The following is a 21147-nucleotide window of genomic DNA, read 5'->3' on the forward strand; positions in this document are numbered from 1 at the left end:
AGGTAGTCTGTTAAGCATGTCAACCCGTAGCGAAAACACCGTAACTATCAATCACCCCATTGAAAAGGTGCACAAGGCGTACTCCACCAAGGAATTTTGGGAGTTCATTACCGCCAACCTCTCCCCTGAACCAGGTGAGGTCAACGAGTTCACCACTGAAGAAGTAACCCTGTTCGAGGTTTTGCCAACCACCCTTCTGCCAGAAGCTGTTCGCGCCATGGTCTCTCAGTCTCTGAAGGTCAAGCGCGTGCTCAACATCGGCGGCTTGGATGCGCAGAAGTTCACCACCGCTTTCAACGCTGATGTCAAGGGCACCCCAGTAGATTTCAAGGGCGATATCAACCTGGTTGGTGCAGGCGAGAAGACCGACCTGAACTACACCACTGACGTCTCCATCAACATCCCATTGATGGGTGCTGCTATTGAACCTAAGGTTGCTGAAGCTCTAGAAGAGCTCTTCGGCAACGAAGCTAAACTCGCTGATCAGTGGATTTCTGAGAACCTCTAAGGTTTTCTCCACTTCGACTTTTCTAAGTACACGGGCTTTAATTTTCCATGGCCGACCATGCACATAACCTGCGCGCTGACGCGGTTGCTGGTCGGCCTTTTGGCGTTATTACCCGCGGCACCACCAACCACAACCGGCTAAGGCGCTGTGACCGGTGGATGGCTTATCACCCTGAAATTTCCTCCCTGCTGCGCATGACAGATGCACCATTGGCTTTAGATGTGGGCTATGGCGCGTCTTTCACCACCACCGTGGAGTGGGCCCGCTGGCTGCGCACCGTGAATCCGAACGTGCGCGTTACCGGATTGGAGATCAATCCCGAGCGAGTTTTACCTCCGCGCGATGGCGTGAACTTTGAACTGGGCGGATTCGAATTGCGCAACTACCGCCCGCAGCTCGTGCGTGCCTTTAATGTCTTGCGCCAGTATGACGTGGACCAGGTTCCTGCGGCCTGGGAGTCTGTAACTTCGCGCCTGGCACCGGGAGGTTTCTTCGTCGAAGGCACCTGCGATGAACTCGGGCGACGCAGCACCTGGATTTTATTAGACGCCAATGGTCCTAAGACTTTAACTTTGGCATGGGACCCATTTGATGTGGAAACTCCCTCGCAATTGGCCGAGCGTTTGCCCAAGGTACTTATTCACCGCAACGTACCGGGCGAGCCAATTTATGAGCTTCTGCAGGCTGCCGACGCCGCCTGGGCGCAAGCTGCTGGTTGGGCCCCGCATGGTCCGCGGATTCGCTGGCGCGAGGCTCGTAAATTGATGATTGCTCAGGGGGTTGCACTCCACCCTATCCGACGTCGAATCCGCGATTGTGTACTCACCGTGGACTGGGACGTTGTAGCCCCTGCAGGTTAGCTGTGAGTTAGCCCCCTGATATGTGCCTCGCGTTGCCCAAAGTAGTGCACATGCGTCACACTGGTAGCTATGGCAAAGACTAAATCAGCGGGCTCAACCGCGTGGAAAATCATCGTCGGCATACTGGTGGTGCTGCTCATCATCGTATTGCTGGCTGAGTTCGGCATGCGTTGGTTCACCGCAAAACAGGTTAAAGAACAATTTCATGCCTCCGCGCAAGCAGATGGCATTGAGGTATCGGAAGAACCCGAGGTTTCATTCGGTTCTTCTCCGCTGATTTTCGGCTTAGCTAAAGGCGAAATCTCCCAGCTGAATTTGCACACGCCATCGACCTTGCAGATTAACGGTGATGTCATTACCGGTCAGCCGGAATCCACCATTGAAATGGAAGGCATGACCGTCTCTGACGATCCCGTTGCGCGACATATGATCGCCACCACGGTTATTCCAGAGGACTACCTGCTAGTAACGTTCCAAGACTCCATCGCCAATGAGTCTGGGGTAGATATGCTGCGCAACGTTGTCGTCACTGATATCACCGCCAATGGTGAATCTGGCGTGCTGGACTTCGAATTAGGCAGCGGGCTAGCCACTATCTCTTTGCGACCTTCAGCTGCCAATGGTCAGATTCAGCTAGAAGCTACTGATTCCACGCTCTTTGGCATGTCCTTGCCGGAACAAGCAACGAAGTCCATCTCCGAGGGACTAAGCAAGGGAATGCAGGAACAGTTCACCGGTGATTTAACAATCGAAGATGTCACCATCATTGACGGTGCAGTGTCTATTCGTGTCTCTGGCGACAACGTCAATTTCAAAGAAATGAATAGCCAGATGTCTCAAACTGTCGATGCAGTGGAAGAACCAGCACCGGCAAGCTAAAGGTCTACCTCGACTATCTCCAAGGGACGTCCGGCTTCTTCGAAAGCCTGCGCACCGGGGGTGGAGATGATGCGCTGAAATGCTGCCAAGCTCGCTGCCTGTATGGCAGATTGAGCACTTGGCTGAGCATTGGCATCGGCAGGCGCAATAAGCCCCAGCTCAATAGGGTCTGGGCAGGCTTCCCGGATAGTGATGAATTCACTTAAATGCGTATTTGAATCCGTGATCGTGTCATCAACACTGACCCAGATTTCCTCTGCTCCTGATTGCACCGCTAAGCGTGCTTCTGAGGCTTTAATCAGGGTGTGATGCCGGCCCGTGGGATAACCCGCAACACTAACGACGATGACCGGCAGCTGGCTTTCTTTAAGCAACTGGACAACTAGCGTTACCTGCGGAGGATCTACAACGAGGCGAACGCGCTGGTTGCCAATATGCGGCAAAGAACCTAGCTCTTTTACTACCTTTTCTACCTGCTGTGCAGATGCCCCCAGCAGCGATAGAGCATGAAAATCAGACACAGTATTCCCTGCTTACTCGTATAAAAGGACAGGGCGCAGAGTACTCTGCGCCCTGTCCTTCTATGGTTCCTTTTCTCAGATCAGTTCTACTGACTAGTAGTTGTATTCACCGTTGATGATGGAGCGCAACTGCGGGCGCACATCAAACCAATAAACACCGGTGGCTACCGCTCCTACCCAAGACAAAATCGGCAGCGGCAAAATCATTGCAAAAGCAGAGCCGCCCAAGATTGCTGCCCAGATCATCTTCGGCTGACGGTCACCAGCAGGAAAAGCATCCTCCCGGGTCATCACAACCATGATGAGACCAACGATCGCTGCAATAGCGAGCGCGCGAAACAGATTATTCTGGAAGACACTCACGAAAAAAATAAAATTAGTTGCAAAAGCCATGATGCGTCAGTCAAGTCTCAATCATTAAAGGTGGTTCGCGCCCAGAATTTACTAGGCGCACAATACTCTTAGTGATCCTAGCAGCCTAATACCCAATGCACCTAGTAGGCGGTAGAGGGCGCAGAAAGATTGGTGCTCTGACTAAGAAGTAGGATTTCCAGTCTGATTGTCAGTGTCATTATCTGAAGAGATAACTTCACCTTCGACAACTTCTGCAGTCGGATCAGCTACGTCATCGCCCTTTTGTGGCTTCGTGTCTTGGGCGTCGTCAACAGACTTTGCGTCTCGGCGCTCATTGATGCGCGACTTGACGTTGTTAACGGCATCGCTTGCTTCTTCGCGCACCACCCCAAAGGCACTGCCAGCTTTTTCTTTAGCTTCACTAAAAGCCTCAGTATCACGGGTACCTTCTGCTGCTCGGCGAACAGATCCACCAATATCCTTCGCAAAATCGGTAGCGCGGTCGAAGAAAGAACCCTTCTTCTCCTCACCTGGAGATTCAACACTTTCTGGCGTTTCGTTACCATCCGCGTTTGCTGCACGGTCTTCGCGGAAACGGTTGGTAAATTCCTTAGCCACCCCAAGCGCGGACGTACCTGCTGCTTTGAGGGACTCTAAGGTCTCATTCGCACCTGCATCGGTGTCTTCGTCCTTGCGGTGCTTTGCCCCCTCAGCATCGCGGTCTGCGTTGACTGCGTCATCGTAGGAATCATACGGGGATGTTGGGTCTGCCATGATTTTCTCCTCGTTCGCGTTAGTGTGCTTTCCATATTAGCGGCACAGGTCACTTAACGCTCCCGATATTCTTCAATCCGAAAACTTTAGAGGCCAAAAAGCAGGTGGTTGACCGTATAGATAGCCAAACCAGCAATCGCACCGACAATCGTGCCGTTGAGGCGAATGAACTGTAAGTCTTTACCCACCATGAGCTCGATTTTGTCTGAGGCTTCGTCTGCATCCCAGCGCTCAATGGTCTCCGAGATGATGCTGGTGACCTCGGACGCATAGTTATCAGCCAAGAATCTTGCAGCACCTTGGATGCGTTTATCCAAAGACTCACGCAGCTGTGGGTCTTCCACGATGTTGGTACCCCACTTCAAGCACAGCTCCACAATCTTTTGCCGCAACATTGAATCGGTCGTTTCAGCCTGGTCGATGATCGCTTCGGCGGCCTTAGCCCAGATAGCTTCCGCTGCGCCTTGAACTGGAGTGGAACCCATAATGTCTGATTTCAAAGACTCCACGCGCGCGATGAGCTCTGGATCGGACTGCAAGTCCGCGGCGAAATTCTTTAACCCGCGACGAATTGCCTGGCGTGCTTCGTGCTCGTCATCGTTTTTGACGTCAGTAACCCATGAAACCAGTTCTTTATAAACGCGCTCTCCGACTAAAGAGCGGGTAAAACGCGGCGCCCAGTTGGGCATGCGTTCATCAATTAAGGTGACCACAGAATCTTCCATGGTCAGAACCTTTTTGTGGCTCCAGTCAATAATCTCATTAACAACGGGTTCAACCTTGCCGTCTTCGATAAGCCCTGCGAGCAATTTGCCCAATGGCGGACCCCACTGTGGCTCCGCAAGTTTGTCAATCAACTGCGATTGGATAAGCAGTTCGGCATCTTTTGGGTCTAAGGCACGAACTGCATTCGCAGTTAAACGCCCCGCCTCCCGTGCAACCTTTTCCGCGTTGGCTTGCTGCGACAACCAAGTGCCGAGCTTTTCAGGCAGATTAGCCTGGGACACCTTATCGGTAATCAATTCGGCGTTGAGGAAGTTCTCGCCCACAAAATCCGAAAGCGCCTCTCCGACGGAGTCCTTCTTCTCCCGAATCAGGGCTGTGTGCGGGATAGGAATGCCCAAAGGATGACGAAACAGTGCGGTTACGGCAAACCAGTCCGCCAGACCACCAATCATGCCGGCTTCGGCAGCAGCGCGGACATAACCTACCCAGGTCGGCGCGCCGCCTTCCTGGTTTTGCCACCAGGAACACGCGAGGAAAATAATCGCGGCAACAATAAGTAGCGCCGTAACGAAAATCTTGTGATTTCTTAAAGTACGACGGCGTTGCGCCTCTACCTCCGGTGAGGGGCCCGGAACTTTCCGGAAGTCATCACGCCGTGCCGGCGGCTGGGACTTGGATGGCTTAGTAGCCACCTGCTCTCGCTGCAACGCGATATCCTGACCGGTTGTTTCCGGGTCTAAGGCGCGGTGTTTCCCCATGGTGATGTCTCTCCGAAATCCTTGTTGAAACCTAAAACTTTCAATCCCATTTAGTCTATGCGATCACAAAACCCGCTGGTAAAAACCAGCGGGTTTTGCAAGGAGGTGGAAGACCTAAGACTTAGTCTCTACGACCAGTCTCCGCGCGGTACTGACGGTAGTAGCGGCGGCCGTACCAGATCAAGAAAGAAGCAACCACACCAACAATGACGGTGGCGATAATGCCAATCCACAGCAGAGTCTGGTGCTGCTCAGCACTTTGAAGACCAGCTGGCTCCGTCATCACTCCAAGAGCCCAAATTAAGATACCTGCCGGTGGCACGGTACCCATCAGCAAACCCATGCCCAACCAAGTAGAGGTGCGCTGGAGTGAGGAGTGAGGTGCCGACAAGGAGTTGGGGACATAGCCCTCAATGTAAGTATCCTGAATCTTTCCAGAGAACTCAGGGTAGGTCTCGCTGCGGAAGTCAGCTACTGCCGGATTATGTGCACTCATGGCGGCTCATATCTCTTTCTCGTACCTTGTATATTTCTATTTTCTATAGATAACTATAGCTTAGTCATCCTTGCCGCGGAAAGCTGCGCGAGCACGCTCACGAGTAACAGCTGCCACAGCAGTCAACGGAATACCCGCAGGGCAAACGTCGGCACACTCACCGTAGAGGGAGCAGTGACCGAAGTTGGTCTCCAGATCGTCGACCATGTTGCGAGCACGCCGGCCACGCTCGTCCTGACCCAAAGGCATCAGGGACAGGTGAACCAGCTTGGCACCGGTGAACAGGTGCGCTGCACCGTTTGGGCAAGCTGCGACACACGCGCCACAGCCAATGCAGGCCGCGTGGTCCAGAGCAAGCTCTGCGGTCTCGTGGTTCTGGTGCAAGGTGTCTGCATCTGGTGCAGTACCTGCATCCATGGAGACGTAGCCACCCTGCTCCATGACATGGTCAAGAGCGCGGCGGTCAACAACCATGTCCTTGATGACAGGGTAAGCCGCGGAACGGAAAGGCTCCAGGGTAACGGTGTCGCCATCAGTGAACTGGAATAGACGCTGCTGACAAGCAGGAGTGTTTTGTCCAGGACCGTGTGGGCGGCCATTTACGGTCAAACCACAGGTACCACAGATGCCTTCACGGCAGTCAGATGCAAAAGCGAATGGCTCTTCGCCACGCTCAATAATCTGGTCGTTGACGTGGTCCAGAAGTTCGAGGATTGACATTTGTTCTTCGGCGTCATCGACCTGAACGGTCTCAAAGTTACCGTCGTGGGTTGGTCCAGCCTGACGCCAGATCTTTAAAGTCAGCTTCATTACTTGTAGTTCCTAGTCATCAACGGGATCGAATCAAAGTACAGTGGTTCAGCGTGGCGGATGAATTCGCCTTCGGCCGCGCCTGGCTCCCAAGCGGACACGAAGCACCAGTTCTCATCATCGCGCTCAGCTTCGCCGTCCTCGGACAAGTGGTCATCACGGAAGTGAGCACCACAGGACTCATCGCGGTCGAGAGCGTCAATACACATGAGCTCACCGAGGTCGATGTAGTCCGCAACGCGAGCACCGTACTCGAGTACCTGGTTCATGTCATCAGCAGCGCCTGGGATACGTACGTTCTCCCAGAAGTCCTTGCGCAGTTCGCGAATCTTTTCAATCGAAGTCTTGAGGTCTTCGACGTTACGAGAAACGCCACAGCCCCAGTACAGGATCTCACCGAGCTGGCGGTGGTAATACGCAGGACCGTGTGGGTTTTCACCACGGATGTTCATCAGCTTGTCGATGCGAGCCTGTGAACGCTCAACTGCTGCCTGTGCCTCTGCAGAATCTTCTGGCAGCTTTTCCTCACCGAGGTGGTTAGCCAGGTAGTGAGGGATGGTGAATGGCAGGGTGAACCAGCCATCAACAGATGCCGACAGCAGGGAGTTAGCACCCAGGCGGTTAGCACCGTGGTAGGTCCACGATGCCTCACCTGCTGCGAACAGACCGTCAATTGAAGTCATCTCATTGAAGTCGGTCCACAGACCACCCATGGTGAAGTGGCAAGTAGGTGCAATACGCATTGGGGTTTCGTATGCAGACTCACCAATTGCTTCCTCATACATCTCAATGAGGTTGGAGTAACGCTCACGGATGGTGTCTTTACCCAGACGCTGGATGGCGTCGCGGAAGTCAAGGTAAACAGAGTTCTTCAATGGGCCAATGCCGTAGCCGGCGTTGATCTGTTGAGAAATAGCACGGGATGCAACGTCACGGGGAACGAGGTTGCCGAACGCCGGGTAGCGGCGTTCTAGGAAGTAGTCGCGCTCTTCATCCGGAATGGAGTTCGGATCGCGGTCGTCGCCTTCCTTCTTTGGTGACCAGATGCGGCCGTCATTGCGCAGCGACTCCGACATCAAAATGGTCTTGGATTGCCAAGAAGAGTTTACAGGCAGACCAGTTGGGTGGAACTGAATAAATGCTGGGGAAGCAAAGAACGCACCCTGCTCGTATGCACGCATCAAGGCGCCTGCATTCGAGTTCTTAGCCAAAGTGGACATGTGGTAGACGTTGCCGTAGCCACCGGTACCCAAGATAACTGCGTGACCGGTGTGAGCCTTGAGCTCACCGGTGATCAAGTTACGGGTAACGATGCCGCCGGCGCGCTTCTTACCGTTGTCCTCAAAGGTAATAACGTCCTGCATATCGTGGTGAGCAAAAAGCTCCACGTTGCCGAGTCCCAACTGGCGGTAAAGCGCAGAGGTCGTCGACAGCTGCAGCTGCTGACCTGTTTGTCCACGGGTGTAGTAGGTACGGGAGACCTGCACACCACCGAAGGAACGGGTAGCCAAGGTGCCGCCGTATTCACGGGCGAACGGCGCACCGATTGCATTCATGTGGTCAATAACGCGTGGGGATTCCATCGCCAAGCGCCAGCAGTCAGACTCACGGCAACGGTAGTCGCCGCCCTTAACGGTGTCCTTTGCGTGACGGTAAGCGGAGTCGTTGTCAACCTTCTTCGAGCGTGAAGAGTTCACACCACCCTGCGCAGCAATGGAGTGCGCACGACGTGGGGAGTCATGGTAGGTGAAGACCTTAACGTTGTAGCCCAGCTCGCCAAGTGCTGCCGCTGCTGCACCTGCGGACAAGCCGGTGCCGACAACCAAGACGGTGAACTTACGACGGTTCAGTGGAGACACAAGTTCCATGTGGTCCTTGTGGTAGTTCCACATGTCCTTCATAGGAACGCCGTGTGGCTCGTGGGATTCCAGGATGCGACCGGCAGAAACACCGTCAACGATAGACTTCGGGTGCGAGAAATCTGGGTGCTCGCGCAAGAGTTCAGTATTAGTCATGGGGTTATTCAAACTTTCCTATCAGTCCTGGTTCCTAGCTGACCCAGCCAAAAGCAATGGACAGTGGCATAACAATGTTGCCCAAGCAAACGACGGCGGGAATGACATAAGACAGGAACAAGAAGGTCTGGCGAGTCTTGTAACCGGTCAGGCCCAGGTCATTAGCTGCAAGCTTGATGCCGTGGGTCAGGTGGAAGAAGAGGCACACCATAGTCAGTACGTAGAAAATGGTGACTGGCCAGCGGCTAAAGGTTGCCACCATGTTCGCCTTAACAGCACCAGCTACGAAAGCATCTGGCGCAGCTGGAGCTACACCCATGGTGAGGTCCAGAATGTGGAAGATGATGAAGAGCAACAGCACAACGCCAGTTACCAGCATGGTGCGGGTAGCAAAAGAGCTCAGGCCGCCCATCAGGTTGGTGCGCTTGAACTTACCGCGGGAATTCTTGGAACGGCTGTGCAATGCAATCGCGCCATAAATGTGGCCGAACAGTGCAGCAAGCAATACGATGCGGATAATCCAGAGCAAAGTACCGTGCGGCAATATTGGCTCGCCCATGCTACGCAGGAATTCACCGTAAACGTCAAGCGCTTCTTCACCGCCATGCGCTGGTGCGTAAAGCTTCAAGTTACCGGCCATGTGGCCAACAACGAACAAAGCAAAAAGTAGGCCTGTTACAGCCATGGTCAGCTTCAGCGCCCAAGACGGAATTGACGGCTTAGCGCGAAGTGGCTCATTAGTAATGTGGCCGTGATCTATGGCTTCACGGTCCGGATTCTTAACAGTCATGACACCTCCATTGTCGCTAATACCTTACGCAGGAATAACCGGCGTTTACCAGTTGATATGTAGCTTTTTGAAGGTTTTCAGGCACCCCCTTGTTGACACCTGCTCAAATATAAGGTTAGGGTTACCTTCTTTCTTCCGGATAAATACCGCCGCACGCTTGGGATCATCCCTTTAGGAAACATTGGCGTTGCGTAAATACTTAAAGAATTGTGAGGTTTGGCACAGGCAATCTCAAGGGTGAGGTATTCACCCCGATCGGTGTCATACTTTAGTAAGTACTCCCCCATCCTTCCCCCTCTGAACCCCAGCGACTTTCAACAAACACCTAATCACGCCCACATTTGCAAATTCGTGAAGCCGAAGTACACAAACTTAGCTAATTTCCTGATAATTGCTATTTGCATTGGGTAACGTTGCCTGCATGAGTAAGACCTACGTGGGATCCCGGCTGCGACAACTGCGCCGCGAAAGAGACTTGAGCCAAGCTTCGCTGGCAGCAACCTTGGGGCTGTCAGCAAGTTATGTCAACCAAATCGAACATGATGTTCGCCCGTTAACCGTTCCGGTTTTGTTGCGGATTACTGAAGTCTTTGGCGTGGACGCCACATTTTTCTCGCGTGACGATGACTCCCGGTTGCTCGCCGAAATCCAGGACGTCGTTCAGGACAAAGAGCTCTGCCCCACCCCGGTCGAGTTCCAAGAACTAAGTGAATTGGTTTACAACCATCCCTCGGTCGCCCGCATCATGGTGGATATTCATCGGCGCTACCGCAATGCACGGGACAAGCTTTCTTTAGCTACCGATACACGCCGCACTCGGGATGGTTCTCAGGCTTTATCGATGCCACACGATGAAGTCCGCGATTTCTTTTATGCCCGCCAGAATTATCTTGATGGTTTGGATAATGCTGCCGAAGCGCTTTCCCTCGATCTGGGCGTATCTAAGTTTAGAATCCGCGATACGGAACAAGCACTTGTTGCCCGACTGAAGGATAAACACAACGTCGAGGTCATTACCACCTCTCCGCTTGATGGCACACAGCATAGTTTCGATGCCGATACTGGAGTTCTCGCATTAGCTAGCCGGCTTACTGAAGGACAGCGCGCTTTCCGCATGGCCTCGGAATTGTCCTTTATGGAAGTTGGCGACATGCTCAATGAGCTCACCGATTCCGAGCCTTTTACTTCCCAAGCGTCCTTGAACTTGGCGCGTCGTGGCATCGCAAGCTACTTTGCTGCGGCGACTTTGATGCCCTATGACACTTTCCATACTGAAGCTGAACAATGTGGATACGATATCGAGTACCTATGCCAGGTATTCGGCGTCGGATACGAAACCGTGGCTTCGCGGTTGTCAACCTTGCAACGCCCTAACCAGCGCGGTATCCCGTTTACCTTCGTTCGCGTGGATCGTGCTGGAAATATGTCGAAGCGCCAGTCCGCAACCGGAGTCCATTTTTCCAATTCAGGTGGAACCTGCCCACTGTGGAATGTGTATGAAACCTTTGCGCAACCCGGTGTTATCTCGCGCCAGCTTGCGCAAATGCCTGATGGTCGCAATTACTTATGGGTTGCGCGAGCAATCCGGCATCCGCAGGGGCAATTCAAAGACACCAGCAAAATGTTCTCGGTAGGGCTGGGCTGCGAAGCGCGCCATGCCGATCGAACCATTTATGCCGAAGGACTCGACCTTAGTGATATGTCTGTTGCCACTCCGATCGGTATTGGCTGCCGCATGTGCCCACGAGAGAATTGTGCACAACGTGCTTTTCCAGCAATCAATGAACCACTTGAGATTGATGCTCACCGCAGTTCGGTAGCGCCCTATTAGAAGATGCACCCAAAAAGGCGGGGCACCTACAGTTTGTAGGTGCCCCGCCTTGAAGGTTTTAGCCCTCTTTTTAGTTGTCCTCTGCTAAAAGCCGAAGGCCGTTTAGAGGTTAATCATGTGGCCAGCGATGCCGTGGGCAGCTTCCTTCATTGCCTCAGACAAGGTTGGGTGGGTGTGGACGTTGCGTCCAATTTCCTCAGCCGTTAGGTCGAAGCGCTGCGCCATGGTCAGCTCTGGCAAAAGCTCAGAAACGTTGGCGCCAACCATGTGTCCACCGAGCAGTTCACCGAACTCAGCGTCCGCAACTAGCTTTACGAAGCCAGCGGTTTCAGCCAGGCCTGCTGCCTTACCGTTTGCAGAGAATGGGAAAGTCGCAACCTTGATCTCGCGATCAGCGAACTTTTCCTTAGCCTGCTCTTCGGTGTAACCGAAGGATGCAACCTGTGGGTTACAGAAGGTTGCGCGTGGCATCATCATGTAGTCACCCAGTTCCTGGGTTTCTGCACCAGCGATGGTTTCTGCGGCAACAATGCCCTGCGCCTCAGCAACGTGTGCGAGCTGCAGCTTAGCGGTGACGTCACCGATAGCGTAGATGCCGTCAACGTTGGTGCGCATGCGGTCATCAATGTCGATAGCGCCACGCTCGGTCAACTTTACGCCGGTGTTTTCCAGGCCGTAGCCCTCGGTGCGAGGAGCAAAGCCGATGGAAACCATGCAGCGGTCCACGGTCAAGGTGTCCTTCTTGGAACCATCCTTGGACTCAATTTCAACGGTGACGTCGTCGCCATTGTCCTTGATAGAAGTGGTCTTGTAACCGGTCAGGAGCTTAACGCCAAGCTTCTTGTACTGCTTAGCAATCTCCTTGGAGACGTCCTTGTCCTCATTTGGAAGAACGCGGTCCATGAACTCAACGATGGTGACGTCCACGCCGTAGTTTGCAAGAACATAAGCAAACTCCATACCGATGGCGCCTGCACCGACGATAACCATGGAATCTGGCTTTTCCTCTTCGAGGATCTGCTCTTCGAAGGAAACAATGTTGCCGCCGATTTCTACACCTGGCAGGGAGCGAACAACAGAGCCGGTAGCAATGATGGCGTTATCAAAGGTAATGGTCTTACCCTTGTCATTACCTTCGGTAATCTCAAGGGTCTTAGCGTCCTTGAATGAGCCAAGGCCGTCGATTTCGGTAATCTTGTTCTTCTTCATCAGGTAGTGGACACCCTTGACGATACCCGCAGAAACCTTACGGGAACGCTGGTGTGCGACTCCGAAGTCGAAGCTCACGTCACCGGAGATACCAAAGGTCTTAGCCTCATGGTTGAAGGTGTGCGCTACTTCAGCATTCTTAAGCAGTGCCTTGGATGGGATACAACCCACGTTCAAGCACACACCGCCCCAGTACTGCTTTTCTACAACTGCAACCTTCTTGCCCAGCTGTGCTGCACGGATGGCGGATACGTAGCCACCAGGGCCCGCACCGATTACTACTACGTCATAATGTTCATTAGTCACGCCTACTAGGGTACTTAAATCGTTATTGAAATGTCTGCATCGGGATGACTTATTCGCTTTCTGTAAGCCATTTCTAGGCCACTACGCGCAAGCACTGGGGATAAAACAACAAAACCACCCAGCCAGGCTGGGTGGTTTCTAAAAATCTATAACCCCAAAATGAGGTAAACAGTCATAAACGACTGTTCCGCAAATGGTTCTGAAATGGATTAAATCAGGCCGAGCGTTAGCAGCAGATTCGAGGATGCAGCAGAACCCATGTGCAGGAATGGGCCAATAGCAGTGTTGAAGGCAACGATCATGGTGTCAAGGAAGTTCATCTGGTTGTTCTTTCGTGTTGGGTGGGCATACCTGCGGCGACCTATCACAGGCGAATGTGATCGACATTAGCATCCAGCTTATGCCCAGTTTCACACCGCATTTCAAGGTTTCGCGTTGACAATAGGTACTAACGATTGAGATGGAAGGGTTGTTACCCCGACTTTAGGCAAGCTCTCACTGCCAGCGCCCCAAGCCCAAGCCAGATGTCTTTTAGCCTTCTGGAATCAGCCTGCGCACCGCAAAGAGCTTGAGAAGATTATGACATATTTGTCACACTGGTACCAGCAGTCACACCGTATTGCTGTTAAGCTGTGCGTGTTCCATGATTGCTAGCCGCTATACAGGTTTCTGTAACAGGCCTTTTAAATTTCCATATTCGCGGACAACATAATCTCGTTGACTGGGTTGACTGGGAATTTTCTAAGCATTGCTAACGAATCCTGATCACGCGGCGATAATTAAGCAGCGGAATAGTATCTCGCACCTAGTAATTTTTCAGGTATCTGATAGAAAAGAAGCGACGTCTTATTTTCTTAAGGATCTCTGCTTCGTTTGCGCGTTGTGAAGAACTAGCAGAGAATTAACCGGAAAGCTTCCATTCCCTTAACTCATACAGAACGGAATTATTAAAACCATGAAACGCATGAAATCGCTGGCTGCGGCGCTCACCGTCGCTGGGGCCATGCTGGCCGCACCTGCGGCAACAGCAGCAGATTTGACCCCTGCTGATGTAGCTGGAGACACCGCCCTGTCTGAGGTTCGGGATTTGGAAGTTACCGCTGATGTTGAAGATCAGAAGTGGTACCAAAAGTACAGCGATGATGAGCGTGTACTCAAGCTTGAAGCAACCTCCCCAGCAATGGACGGTCGCGTGGTTCCACTTGCAGTCATTCCTGCACAAAACCCTGATCGCCCAACCATCTACCTACTCAACGGTGCAGGGAGCGCAGAGCAGGATACTGACTGGTTAAACCAGTCAGAGGTGGTTGACTTCTACGCTGACAAGGACGTCAACGTTGTTATTCCCCAGGCTGGCGCGTTTTCTTACTTCACTGACTGGAACACTAGCCCTAATAAGAGCTACCTGACGGGCCCACAGAAGTGGGAGACCTTCTTGACCAAGGAACTTCCTGGCCCATTGGAAGACCGTCTGCAGGCTAATAACAAGCGTGCAGTTGCTGGCATGTCCATGTCAGCTACTTCTTCCCTGTTGTTCGCTCAGCACAACCCTGGCTTCTACGATGCAGTTGGCTCCTACGCCGGCTGTGCTGATACCTCCAGCTTCGTGGGATACGAATCTCTGCGCTTGACCGTCAACCGTGGCGGTGGCGAGCCAGAGCAGATGTGGGGCACGCGTGGTTCTCGCACCAACCGTTACAACGACGCGTTGATGAACGCGGAGAAACTGCGCGGTACTGCGTTGTACATCTCTTCGGGCAATGGCCTTGCAGGCAAGACCGATATGCCTTCTTACTACGTCAAGCAGGGTGTAGACCCAACTGCAGCTTCCGTTGGCGCAGCTACCTTGCAGATTGAAGGCGGCGTTATCGAAGCTGTCGTAAACCACTGCACCCACAACCTGGAAGCTAAGCTCAAGAGCAAGAACATTCCAGCTACCTACAACTTCCGCGACACTGGCACCCACTCCTGGCCAGGCTGGCGCGAAGACTTGGAAAAGTCCTGGCCAACCTTCGCTAAGGCTCTCTCCTAAGTCCAGTTGAGCCAGATTAGGTAGAAACCTAAAGGGCGGTAGAATTGCAGCATCATGAAATCGCTGCTTTCTACCGCCCTTCGGCGTTTGTCCGGGGAATTTACAGACCCCTACACCGGTGTTGATTTCAACGTCGGCTTTTCCATCGACCATTATGATCTGGAATTGGTCTACCGTGTCGAGCCGAATTTGCTCTCCGGTGTTGCCCATCTGCACATTAGCGTGACAGAAGACCTGGACAACCTCACCCTAGATTTGGGCGGAGCGATGGCCACACGCCGTATCTCGGCTAATAAGCACATTAAAATTACGCGCTTTCGCCAATCTGGCGGCAAGATCCGCATCACTTTTGATGAGGTCATTGAAGCAGGAACAGAGTTTGTCCTCACCGTGCGCTACGGCGGTAACCCACGGCCAATCCGTACGACGTGGGGTGAAATTGGCTGGGAAGAAACCGAGTCTGGTGCACTTGTTGCATCACAGCCTAATGGCGCACCTAGCTGGTTCCCGTGCGATGACACCCCCAGTGAAAAAGCTACCTATGACATCCGTGTGACCGCCGATGATCCTTTCACTGTGATCTCCAACGGCACCTTGATGTCAAAGAAGCGTCGCAATAGCGCCACCGAATGGCACTATAAGGTCAAAAGCCCCATGGCGACGTACCTTGCGACCATGCAGATTGGCGAATTTACCCAGTTCAAGCTCGGTCGCAATACCACCGCCTGGGCGCCAGGACATTTGCGCGCACGAGTACTGGAAGAGTTCAAGCAACAGCAAGAGATGCTTGATTTCTATGAGTCTTTATTTGGGGAATATCCTTTCCCGGATTATCAGGTAGTGATTACCGAGGACGAGCTAGAGATCCCGCTGGAAGCACAAGGTTTATCCATCTTTGGCTCCAACCACATCGCGGGCAATCACCGCTTTGAGCGTCTTATCGCTCATGAATTAGCGCACCAATGGTTTGGTAATTCTGTCGGTATTTCCGAATGGAAAGATATCTGGCTCAATGAAGGTTTCGCCTGCTACTGCGAATGGCTGTGGGTAGAGCAGAAAGGAACGGATTCCGCGCATGAGGTAGCACGCAGTCACTATCTGGTGTTGAGCCGTAAGGCCCAAAATCTTCACCTAGCGGACCCTGGTGCGCACGACATGTTTGATGACCGCGTGTACAAACGCGGGGCTATCACCATTCATGCGCTGCGCCGTTTATTAGGTGATGAGGCTTTCTTTGATGCTGTCCGCAACTATTTGCACGCAGGCCGCAACAGCACCGTGATGCCCAAAGATTTCTTTGGTCACATCGATGATGCAGCGCTTAAGGCCGGGGTTAGTTTGGACGAGGTCGCCGAGCTTCTCGATGTTTGGCTCAACCACAAGCAGCTACCGAAGTTTCCTGCCTAAGGCTTAAAGAACTCTCAACGGCTAGACTTATTTCTCATGCGCACTTTCGATTCCACTCCGCACGACGTTCACATCACAGATGTTCACGCCAGTACTGAGCCGCGTTCTTTTTCTCGCATGCTGGTTACTGGCGGAGCGGGGTTCATCGGTGCCAATTTCGTGCACCTAGTGGAAAAGCAGTGGCCAGAATGTGAGGTCACTGTCATCGACAAGCTAACTTATGCCGGCAACCGCGCAAATTTGGCTGGTTGCCGCGCAAACTTTGTCGAAGGCGATATCACTGATGCCGCGCTGGTGGATTCTTTAGCCAAAGACGCCGATGTCATCGTGCATTTTGCAGCAGAGTCACACAATGACAATTCTTTGCATGACCCATCGCCGTTTATCACCACCAATATCATGGGCACTTTTGTGCTGCTCGAGGCTGCCCGCAAACATTCGGTGTATCTGCATCACGTGTCCACCGATGAGGTTTTTGGGGATTTAGAAATCGGCGCACCCACAAAATTTACTGAATCCACTGCCTATGCTCCCTCCTCGCCGTATTCAGCTTCGAAGGCTAGCTCGGACCACCTGGTGCGCGCCTGGGCGCGGTCTTTTGGGCTGCAAGTAACCGTGTCGAATTGCTCAAATAATTACGGCCCCTACCAGCACATCGAAAAGTTCATACCGCGGCAAATCACCAATATTTTATCTGGTCGCACACCCAAGCTTTATGGCACGGGTGAGCAAGTCCGCGACTGGATTCACGTTGAAGACCACAACTTGGCGGTGCTGGATATCCTTACCCACGGGAGATTCGGCGAGACCTACAATATTGGCGCTGATCAAAAAGACATCAATAACCGCGAGGTCATTGAGCTGATTTGTGAGCTCATGGATATTCCGGGGCAATATGAGCATGTGGCAGACCGCCCTGGACATGACCAGCGCTACGCCATGGATGCGTCCAAGCTGCGCGAGGAATTAGGGTGGTGTCCGCGCTATACCGATCTGCGCGCGGGGTTAATCGATACCATCGCGTGGTACCGCGAGAATACCGCGTGGTGGCAAGATGCTAAGGAAAAAGTGGAATCTACTTATGCTGCACAAGGCCAGTAGTCTGTCCAGAAGTTTTTAACCAGAGAGAAAGAAAGGCTATTTTTCGTGCACATTGAATCCACTGCGATTGCTGGTTTGAAGATCATCCACCTCGATGTCCATGGGGATAATCGAGGCTGGTTCAAAGAAAATTGGCAGCGGTTGACCATGGGCGAGGCTGGTTTGCCGGATTTTTCCCCTGTGCAGCACAACCTTTCTTTCAACGCCGAGGCAGGCGTTACCCGCGGTCTGCACGCTGAGCCGTGGGATAAGTTGGTTTCCGTTGCACACGGCAAGGTCTTTGGCGCGTGGTGCGATTTGCGCGAAGGATCAGATACTTATGGCACGGTGGTGGAGCAAGAAATTGGCCCTGACAAGGCAGTCTTTGTCCCCCGCGGGGTGGCTAATGGTTTCCAGGCCTTAGAAGACAACACGGCTTATTCTTACCTAGTCTCCGATCACTGGTCCCCTGACGCTGACTACACGGCAGTAAACCTCGACATGATTTCTTGGCCGCTGACCCCAACGGAGATTTCTGACAAGGACCGCAACCACCCGCAGCTTGTCGATGTCACCCCGATGCCACCGCGAAAGATCCTCGTCACCGGTGCGAATGGCCAGCTTGGCCGTGCTCTGCGCGAAGTTTATAAGAATGCTGCGCACGTGGAATTTGCTACCCGGCAAGAATTCGATATCACAGCCCCCCATATCGCCACCGCGCGTCCGTGGCGCCAGTACGACGCGATTATCAATTGCGCGGCCTATAACGATGTCAATGGCGCCGAAACAGATCGCCAAAGCGCCTGGGAAGCCAATGCCACTGCCCCAGCACGGCTCGCAAAAATCGCTGCGGAGAATAATCTCACCCTCGTGCATGTCTCTTCGGACTACATCTTCGATGGCACCCAGAAAGTCCACGAGGAAGAGGAAACTCCTTCGCCCCTATCAGCCTATGGGGCATCGAAAGCTGCTGGCGATACTGCTGCACAAACGGCGCCCCGGCATTATGTCATCCGCACCTCGTGGGTCTTTGGCGATGGCAATAATTTCATGTCCACGATGGCATCGTTAGCTAAGCGCAATATTGAACCGGTAGTCATCAACGACCAAAAGGGCAGGCCAACCTACGCTGAAGATCTGGCCAAAGGCATTAAACACCTGCTGGAAACCCAAGCTGAATACGGCGTTTATAACCTCTCCTCTGCAGGTGATGCCGTGGGACGCGATGAAATCGCCATGGCTGTGTTCATTGGTGTTGGCCACGACCCCGCTGAAGTACACTCCGCAACGACTGCGCAATACAACACGCACCGTGCCCAGCAAGCTGCAAAAAAGGGTCAGCCTGCGCCCGAAGCGGAAGCACTTCGCCCGGCAGAATCCACCTTTGATTTATCAAAGATTGAAGCCACTGGCTTTAAGCCGTCCAATTGGCGGGCTTCTTTGGCCTTGTACCTCGCGCTTTTGGAAAGCTAGGCGCTAGGGTTTATAGCTATGAAAGGTATCATCCTCGCTGGCGGCTCCGGTACGCGCTTGTACCCCATTACCAAGGGCATCTCGAAGCAATTAATGCCCATCTATGACAAGCCGATGGTGTACTACCCGCTTTCCACGCTGATTCAGGCGGGGATTCGGGAAATCCTCATCATCACCACGCCGGAGGATTCAGCGGCGTTTGAGCGCTTGCTTGGCGATGGCTCCCAGCTCGGCCTCATGCTCAGCTACGCGGTCCAGCCGCGCCCTGAGGGCTTAGCGCAGGCCTTTATCATCGCAGAGGATTTCATCGGCGAGGACGACGTCGCCTTAGTCTTAGGTGACAATATCTTTGACGGCCATGGCTTTTCCACTGCGCTCTCCCAGTGCCGCAATCCTGAAGGCGGCATCATCTTTGCATTCGAGGTCTCTGATCCCCAGCGCTACGGCGTTGTGGAGTTTGACGACGCCGGGCACGCATTATCGATTGAAGAAAAACCCACTCAACCTAAGTCCAACCATGCTGTCGTGGGCTTATATTTCTACGATAATTCCGTCGTCGATATCGCCAAGACGATCAAGCCCTCTGCCCGCGGGGAATTAGAAATCACCGCTATCAATGACGCTTACTTGCAGCAAGGACAGCTGCACGTGAAAAAGCTGCTGCGCGGCGATGTGTGGCTCGATACCGGCACCGTGGATTCCATGTCTGAGGCATCTTCTTATGTAGAAGTGCTCCAAAAGCGCACCGGCGCTGTCATTGGCTCCCCCGAAGTAGCTGCCTACCGCGAAGGATTCATCGACGCCGCAGCACTAGAAAAGCTAGCTGAACCATTAGAAAAATCGGGCTACGGCGCATATTTACGCACCGCAGCCCGAGAGGGTTAAACCCTAAATGTTGGTAACCCGGTTAGGGTTACGCTTCGTTCCGGTTAACCAGTCAAGAAACTAGTAGCCGCGCGCTACGTATTCATCGATACGCGCTGCTTCCGCACCAACTGTCGTCTCATCGCCGTGGCCTGGGTAGACCTTAGTATTGCCCGGCAGGTTGAAGACTACATTGCGCAATGACTCGATGATGACATCGAAGTCGGAGTACTTACGGCCAGTGGCACCTGGGCCACCGTTGAACAAGGTATCTCCTGATAGCAGCACATTATCCTGCGGCAGGTGGAGTACCACGCAACCTGGTGAATGCCCTGGGGTGTGGAAGACCGTAATCTTCTCACCGTCAAGTTCAAACTGCTGGTTATCAGTCAATGGGACATAAGGTGCATCCCCATTGCTTTCCTTCCACAGCTGATCATCGTCTGGGTGCAGGTGCACCTCAACGCCGTAGTGCTCGCCCAACTCAGGTGCGAGCTCACAGTGGTCATTGTGCGCGTGGGTCAAAATAATGCCACGCACTGGGCGGTCTCCTACCTCATCAATGACTTGCTCAGCATTATGAGATGGGTCAATGATGTAAACACCACCCTTGCCACCAAGAATGTAGACATTATTGTCCACATCCCATTCGCCGCCGTCGAGACGGAATTTTCCGGAGGTAACAAACTTTTCAATCTTCATGAATCTGCCTTTCGCTGGAGGTTGAAGAGGATTCTCAATGCCTAGGAACGAAAATTTCTCAACAGTTATCTACTATCTACGGAAGAATTACTCCCTTCGCTTTATGGCCCACGGAGATAATTTCTCCGGAGATTGACGCCATCTTTGGAGACAGTAAAAACACGATGGTGTCTGCGACTTCCCGCAGCGAAGTCTGACCATCCGCACGGTCGATTCCAGCATTGGGATCTTCGATGACAAAGCCCGGGCTAATAGCGTTGACCGTAATGCCACTGCCGGCATTTTGATCCGCCAAGTTCTTGACGATGACATTAAGGGTCGCATTGCGCGCCGAGGCCGTGGTGCTGTCGGTGACATAAGAATTCTTGCCGGATAGCGCAATGATGCGCCCATAGCCTTGTTTCTTCATCACTTCCAGCGCAACATTTGCTGTACGCAGGAAGGTCATCGCTTTGCCATCGATAGCGGTAAGAACCTGTTCTGGATCATCCGCCTTGGCTGGATCAAGGGTTTGCGCCGCTGGTGCGGAGGAAACCACCAACCCATCCAAACGCCCGTATTCAGTGACGACTTTCTCAATGCCTGCCCGCACTGAAGCCTCATCGGAGGCATCGATGGATAGCTCGCTACTGCGCGAAGCCACCAGCGGAATGGCTCCTTCGGATTTCAGCACGTTCACCACATCTGCACCGATAGTGCCATTGCCGCCGAGGACGAGGATTACTTGATCTTGTAGCTGTAAATCCATACTT

General features: G+C 53.0%; 20 protein-coding genes. 9 read left to right on the forward strand and 11 right to left on the reverse strand.

The window, feature by feature from the left end; all coding sequences use genetic code 11:
• The first annotated feature begins 16 nt into the window (after positions 1–16).
• The 3 genes from C5Y44_RS02635 (at position 17) to C5Y44_RS02645 (ending at position 2247) form a co-directional block, all read left to right on the forward strand.
• Complete coding sequence (locus C5Y44_RS02635) at positions 17–508, forward strand: DUF2505 domain-containing protein (protein WP_105323518.1); 492 nt, start codon at positions 17–19, stop codon at positions 506–508.
• Positions 509–555: 47 nt separating this feature from the next.
• Entirely contained in the window at positions 556–1368 is an 813-nt protein-coding gene (locus C5Y44_RS02640; RefSeq protein WP_075722280.1) for an SAM-dependent methyltransferase, read from the forward strand.
• A gap of 69 nt (positions 1369–1437) precedes the next feature.
• Complete coding sequence (locus tag C5Y44_RS02645; protein ID WP_105323519.1) at positions 1438–2247, forward strand: DUF2993 domain-containing protein; 810 nt, start codon at positions 1438–1440, stop codon at positions 2245–2247.
• Here C5Y44_RS02645 and C5Y44_RS02650 read toward each other — a convergent pair.
• From C5Y44_RS02650 to C5Y44_RS02685, 8 genes are all read right to left on the reverse strand, one after another.
• The gene (locus C5Y44_RS02650) at positions 2244–2621 is read right to left on the reverse strand and encodes a deoxyribose-phosphate aldolase (RefSeq protein WP_369831065.1); all 378 of its coding nucleotides are present in this window, start codon (positions 2619–2621) and stop codon (positions 2244–2246) included. The genes C5Y44_RS02645 and C5Y44_RS02650 overlap by 4 nt on opposite strands.
• A 240-nt stretch (positions 2622–2861) precedes the next feature.
• Positions 2862–3161, reverse strand: a complete 300-nt coding sequence (locus C5Y44_RS02655; RefSeq protein ID WP_066792332.1) for a DUF2516 family protein — start codon at positions 3159–3161, stop codon at positions 2862–2864.
• Positions 3162–3302: 141 nt separating this feature from the next.
• Positions 3303–3896, reverse strand: coding sequence for a CGLAU_01105 family protein (locus C5Y44_RS02660; RefSeq protein ID WP_105323521.1), 594 nt, complete (start codon positions 3894–3896; stop codon positions 3303–3305).
• A gap of 86 nt (positions 3897–3982) precedes the next feature.
• Positions 3983–5380, reverse strand: coding sequence for a DUF445 domain-containing protein (locus C5Y44_RS02665; RefSeq protein WP_105323522.1), 1398 nt, complete (start codon positions 5378–5380; stop codon positions 3983–3985).
• 121 nt (positions 5381–5501) lie between these two features.
• A complete protein-coding gene (locus C5Y44_RS02670) occupies positions 5502–5876 on the reverse strand; it encodes a hypothetical protein (protein WP_105323523.1) in 375 nt (124 codons plus the stop codon).
• 60 nt (positions 5877–5936) lie between these two features.
• Positions 5937–6686, reverse strand: coding sequence for a succinate dehydrogenase/fumarate reductase iron-sulfur subunit (locus tag C5Y44_RS02675; protein ID WP_066792328.1), 750 nt, complete (start codon positions 6684–6686; stop codon positions 5937–5939).
• Positions 6686–8701, reverse strand: a complete 2016-nt coding sequence (locus C5Y44_RS02680) for a fumarate reductase/succinate dehydrogenase flavoprotein subunit (protein WP_066792327.1) — start codon at positions 8699–8701, stop codon at positions 6686–6688. The genes C5Y44_RS02675 and C5Y44_RS02680 overlap by 1 nt, the downstream gene beginning before the upstream one ends.
• 34 nt (positions 8702–8735) lie before the next feature.
• Positions 8736–9491: a succinate dehydrogenase cytochrome b subunit gene (locus C5Y44_RS02685; protein WP_105323524.1), complete on the reverse strand. Its 756-nt coding sequence runs from the start codon at positions 9489–9491 to the stop codon at positions 8736–8738.
• 421 nt (positions 9492–9912) lie between these two features.
• Between C5Y44_RS02685 and ramB the strand changes: the two genes are divergently transcribed.
• Entirely contained in the window at positions 9913–11322 is a 1410-nt protein-coding gene (gene ramB / locus C5Y44_RS02690) for an acetate metabolism transcriptional regulator RamB (RefSeq protein WP_105323525.1), read from the forward strand.
• 102 nt (positions 11323–11424) lie between these two features.
• Here ramB and lpdA read toward each other — a convergent pair whose 3' ends face one another.
• Positions 11425–12837, reverse strand: a complete 1413-nt coding sequence (lpdA, locus tag C5Y44_RS02695) for a dihydrolipoyl dehydrogenase (RefSeq protein WP_105323526.1) — start codon at positions 12835–12837, stop codon at positions 11425–11427.
• Between the two features lie 955 nt (positions 12838–13792).
• On the opposite strand from lpdA, the gene C5Y44_RS02700 reads away from it, so the two are divergent.
• The 5 genes from C5Y44_RS02700 (at position 13793) to rfbA (ending at position 19714) form a co-directional block, all read left to right on the forward strand.
• Complete coding sequence (locus C5Y44_RS02700; protein WP_105323527.1) at positions 13793–14869, forward strand: alpha/beta hydrolase family protein; 1077 nt, start codon at positions 13793–13795, stop codon at positions 14867–14869.
• 54 nt (positions 14870–14923) lie between these two features.
• Entirely contained in the window at positions 14924–16276 is a 1353-nt protein-coding gene (locus C5Y44_RS02705) for a M1 family metallopeptidase (protein ID WP_105323528.1), read from the forward strand.
• Positions 16277–16393: 117 nt separating this feature from the next.
• Positions 16394–17377 carry a dTDP-glucose 4,6-dehydratase gene (gene rfbB / locus C5Y44_RS02710; protein WP_105323671.1) on the forward strand — a complete coding sequence of 328 codons (984 nt, stop codon included), beginning with the start codon at positions 16394–16396 and terminating at the stop codon, positions 17375–17377.
• 45 nt (positions 17378–17422) lie between these two features.
• Positions 17423–18829, forward strand: a complete 1407-nt coding sequence (locus C5Y44_RS02715; protein ID WP_105323529.1) for a bifunctional dTDP-4-dehydrorhamnose 3,5-epimerase family protein/NAD(P)-dependent oxidoreductase — start codon at positions 17423–17425, stop codon at positions 18827–18829.
• An 18-nt stretch (positions 18830–18847) separates the two neighbouring features.
• Positions 18848–19714 (forward strand): glucose-1-phosphate thymidylyltransferase RfbA, encoded by an 867-nt coding sequence (gene rfbA / locus C5Y44_RS02720; protein ID WP_105323530.1) that lies wholly within the window; start codon positions 18848–18850, stop codon positions 19712–19714.
• A 60-nt stretch (positions 19715–19774) separates the two neighbouring features.
• Here the strand turns inward: rfbA and C5Y44_RS02725 are convergent, their stop codons facing one another.
• Together C5Y44_RS02725 and C5Y44_RS02730 are read right to left on the reverse strand one after the other, a co-directional pair.
• Positions 19775–20395: an MBL fold metallo-hydrolase gene (locus C5Y44_RS02725; RefSeq protein ID WP_105323531.1), complete on the reverse strand. Its 621-nt coding sequence runs from the start codon at positions 20393–20395 to the stop codon at positions 19775–19777.
• Between the two features lie 76 nt (positions 20396–20471).
• Complete coding sequence (locus tag C5Y44_RS02730; protein WP_105323532.1) at positions 20472–21143, reverse strand: SDR family NAD(P)-dependent oxidoreductase; 672 nt, start codon at positions 21141–21143, stop codon at positions 20472–20474.
• Positions 21144–21147: the final 4 nt, after the last annotated feature.

It is taken from the genome of Corynebacterium sp. J010B-136, assembly GCF_002967075.1.
Taxonomy (GTDB): domain Bacteria; phylum Actinomycetota; class Actinomycetes; order Mycobacteriales; family Mycobacteriaceae; genus Corynebacterium.

Excerpts from the sequence above, each read along its gene's own strand:
- C5Y44_RS02635 (WP_105323518.1), top strand. The coding sequence starts at position 17 with ATGTCAACCCGTAGCGAAAACACCGTAACTATCAATCACCCCATTGAA.
- C5Y44_RS02640 (WP_075722280.1), top strand. The coding sequence starts at position 556 with ATGGCCGACCATGCACATAACCTGCGCGCTGACGCGGTTGCTGGTCGG.
- C5Y44_RS02645 (WP_105323519.1), top strand. The coding sequence starts at position 1,438 with ATGGCAAAGACTAAATCAGCGGGCTCAACCGCGTGGAAAATCATCGTC.
- C5Y44_RS02655 (WP_066792332.1), bottom strand. The coding sequence starts at position 3,161 with ATGGCTTTTGCAACTAATTTTATTTTTTTCGTGAGTGTCTTCCAGAAT.
- C5Y44_RS02660 (WP_105323521.1), bottom strand. The coding sequence starts at position 3,896 with ATGGCAGACCCAACATCCCCGTATGATTCCTACGATGACGCAGTCAAC.
- C5Y44_RS02665 (WP_105323522.1), bottom strand. The coding sequence starts at position 5,380 with ATGGGGAAACACCGCGCCTTAGACCCGGAAACAACCGGTCAGGATATC.
- C5Y44_RS02670 (WP_105323523.1), bottom strand. The coding sequence starts at position 5,876 with ATGAGTGCACATAATCCGGCAGTAGCTGACTTCCGCAGCGAGACCTAC.
- C5Y44_RS02675 (WP_066792328.1), bottom strand. The coding sequence starts at position 6,686 with ATGAAGCTGACTTTAAAGATCTGGCGTCAGGCTGGACCAACCCACGAC.
- C5Y44_RS02680 (WP_066792327.1), bottom strand. The coding sequence starts at position 8,701 with ATGACTAATACTGAACTCTTGCGCGAGCACCCAGATTTCTCGCACCCG.
- C5Y44_RS02685 (WP_105323524.1), bottom strand. The coding sequence starts at position 9,491 with ATGACTGTTAAGAATCCGGACCGTGAAGCCATAGATCACGGCCACATT.
- ramB (WP_105323525.1), top strand. The coding sequence starts at position 9,913 with ATGAGTAAGACCTACGTGGGATCCCGGCTGCGACAACTGCGCCGCGAA.
- C5Y44_RS02700 (WP_105323527.1), top strand. The coding sequence starts at position 13,793 with ATGAAACGCATGAAATCGCTGGCTGCGGCGCTCACCGTCGCTGGGGCC.
- C5Y44_RS02705 (WP_105323528.1), top strand. The coding sequence starts at position 14,924 with ATGAAATCGCTGCTTTCTACCGCCCTTCGGCGTTTGTCCGGGGAATTT.
- rfbB (WP_105323671.1), top strand. The coding sequence starts at position 16,394 with ATGCTGGTTACTGGCGGAGCGGGGTTCATCGGTGCCAATTTCGTGCAC.
- rfbA (WP_105323530.1), top strand. The coding sequence starts at position 18,848 with ATGAAAGGTATCATCCTCGCTGGCGGCTCCGGTACGCGCTTGTACCCC.
- C5Y44_RS02725 (WP_105323531.1), bottom strand. The coding sequence starts at position 20,395 with ATGAAGATTGAAAAGTTTGTTACCTCCGGAAAATTCCGTCTCGACGGC.
- C5Y44_RS02730 (WP_105323532.1), bottom strand. The coding sequence starts at position 21,143 with ATGGATTTACAGCTACAAGATCAAGTAATCCTCGTCCTCGGCGGCAAT.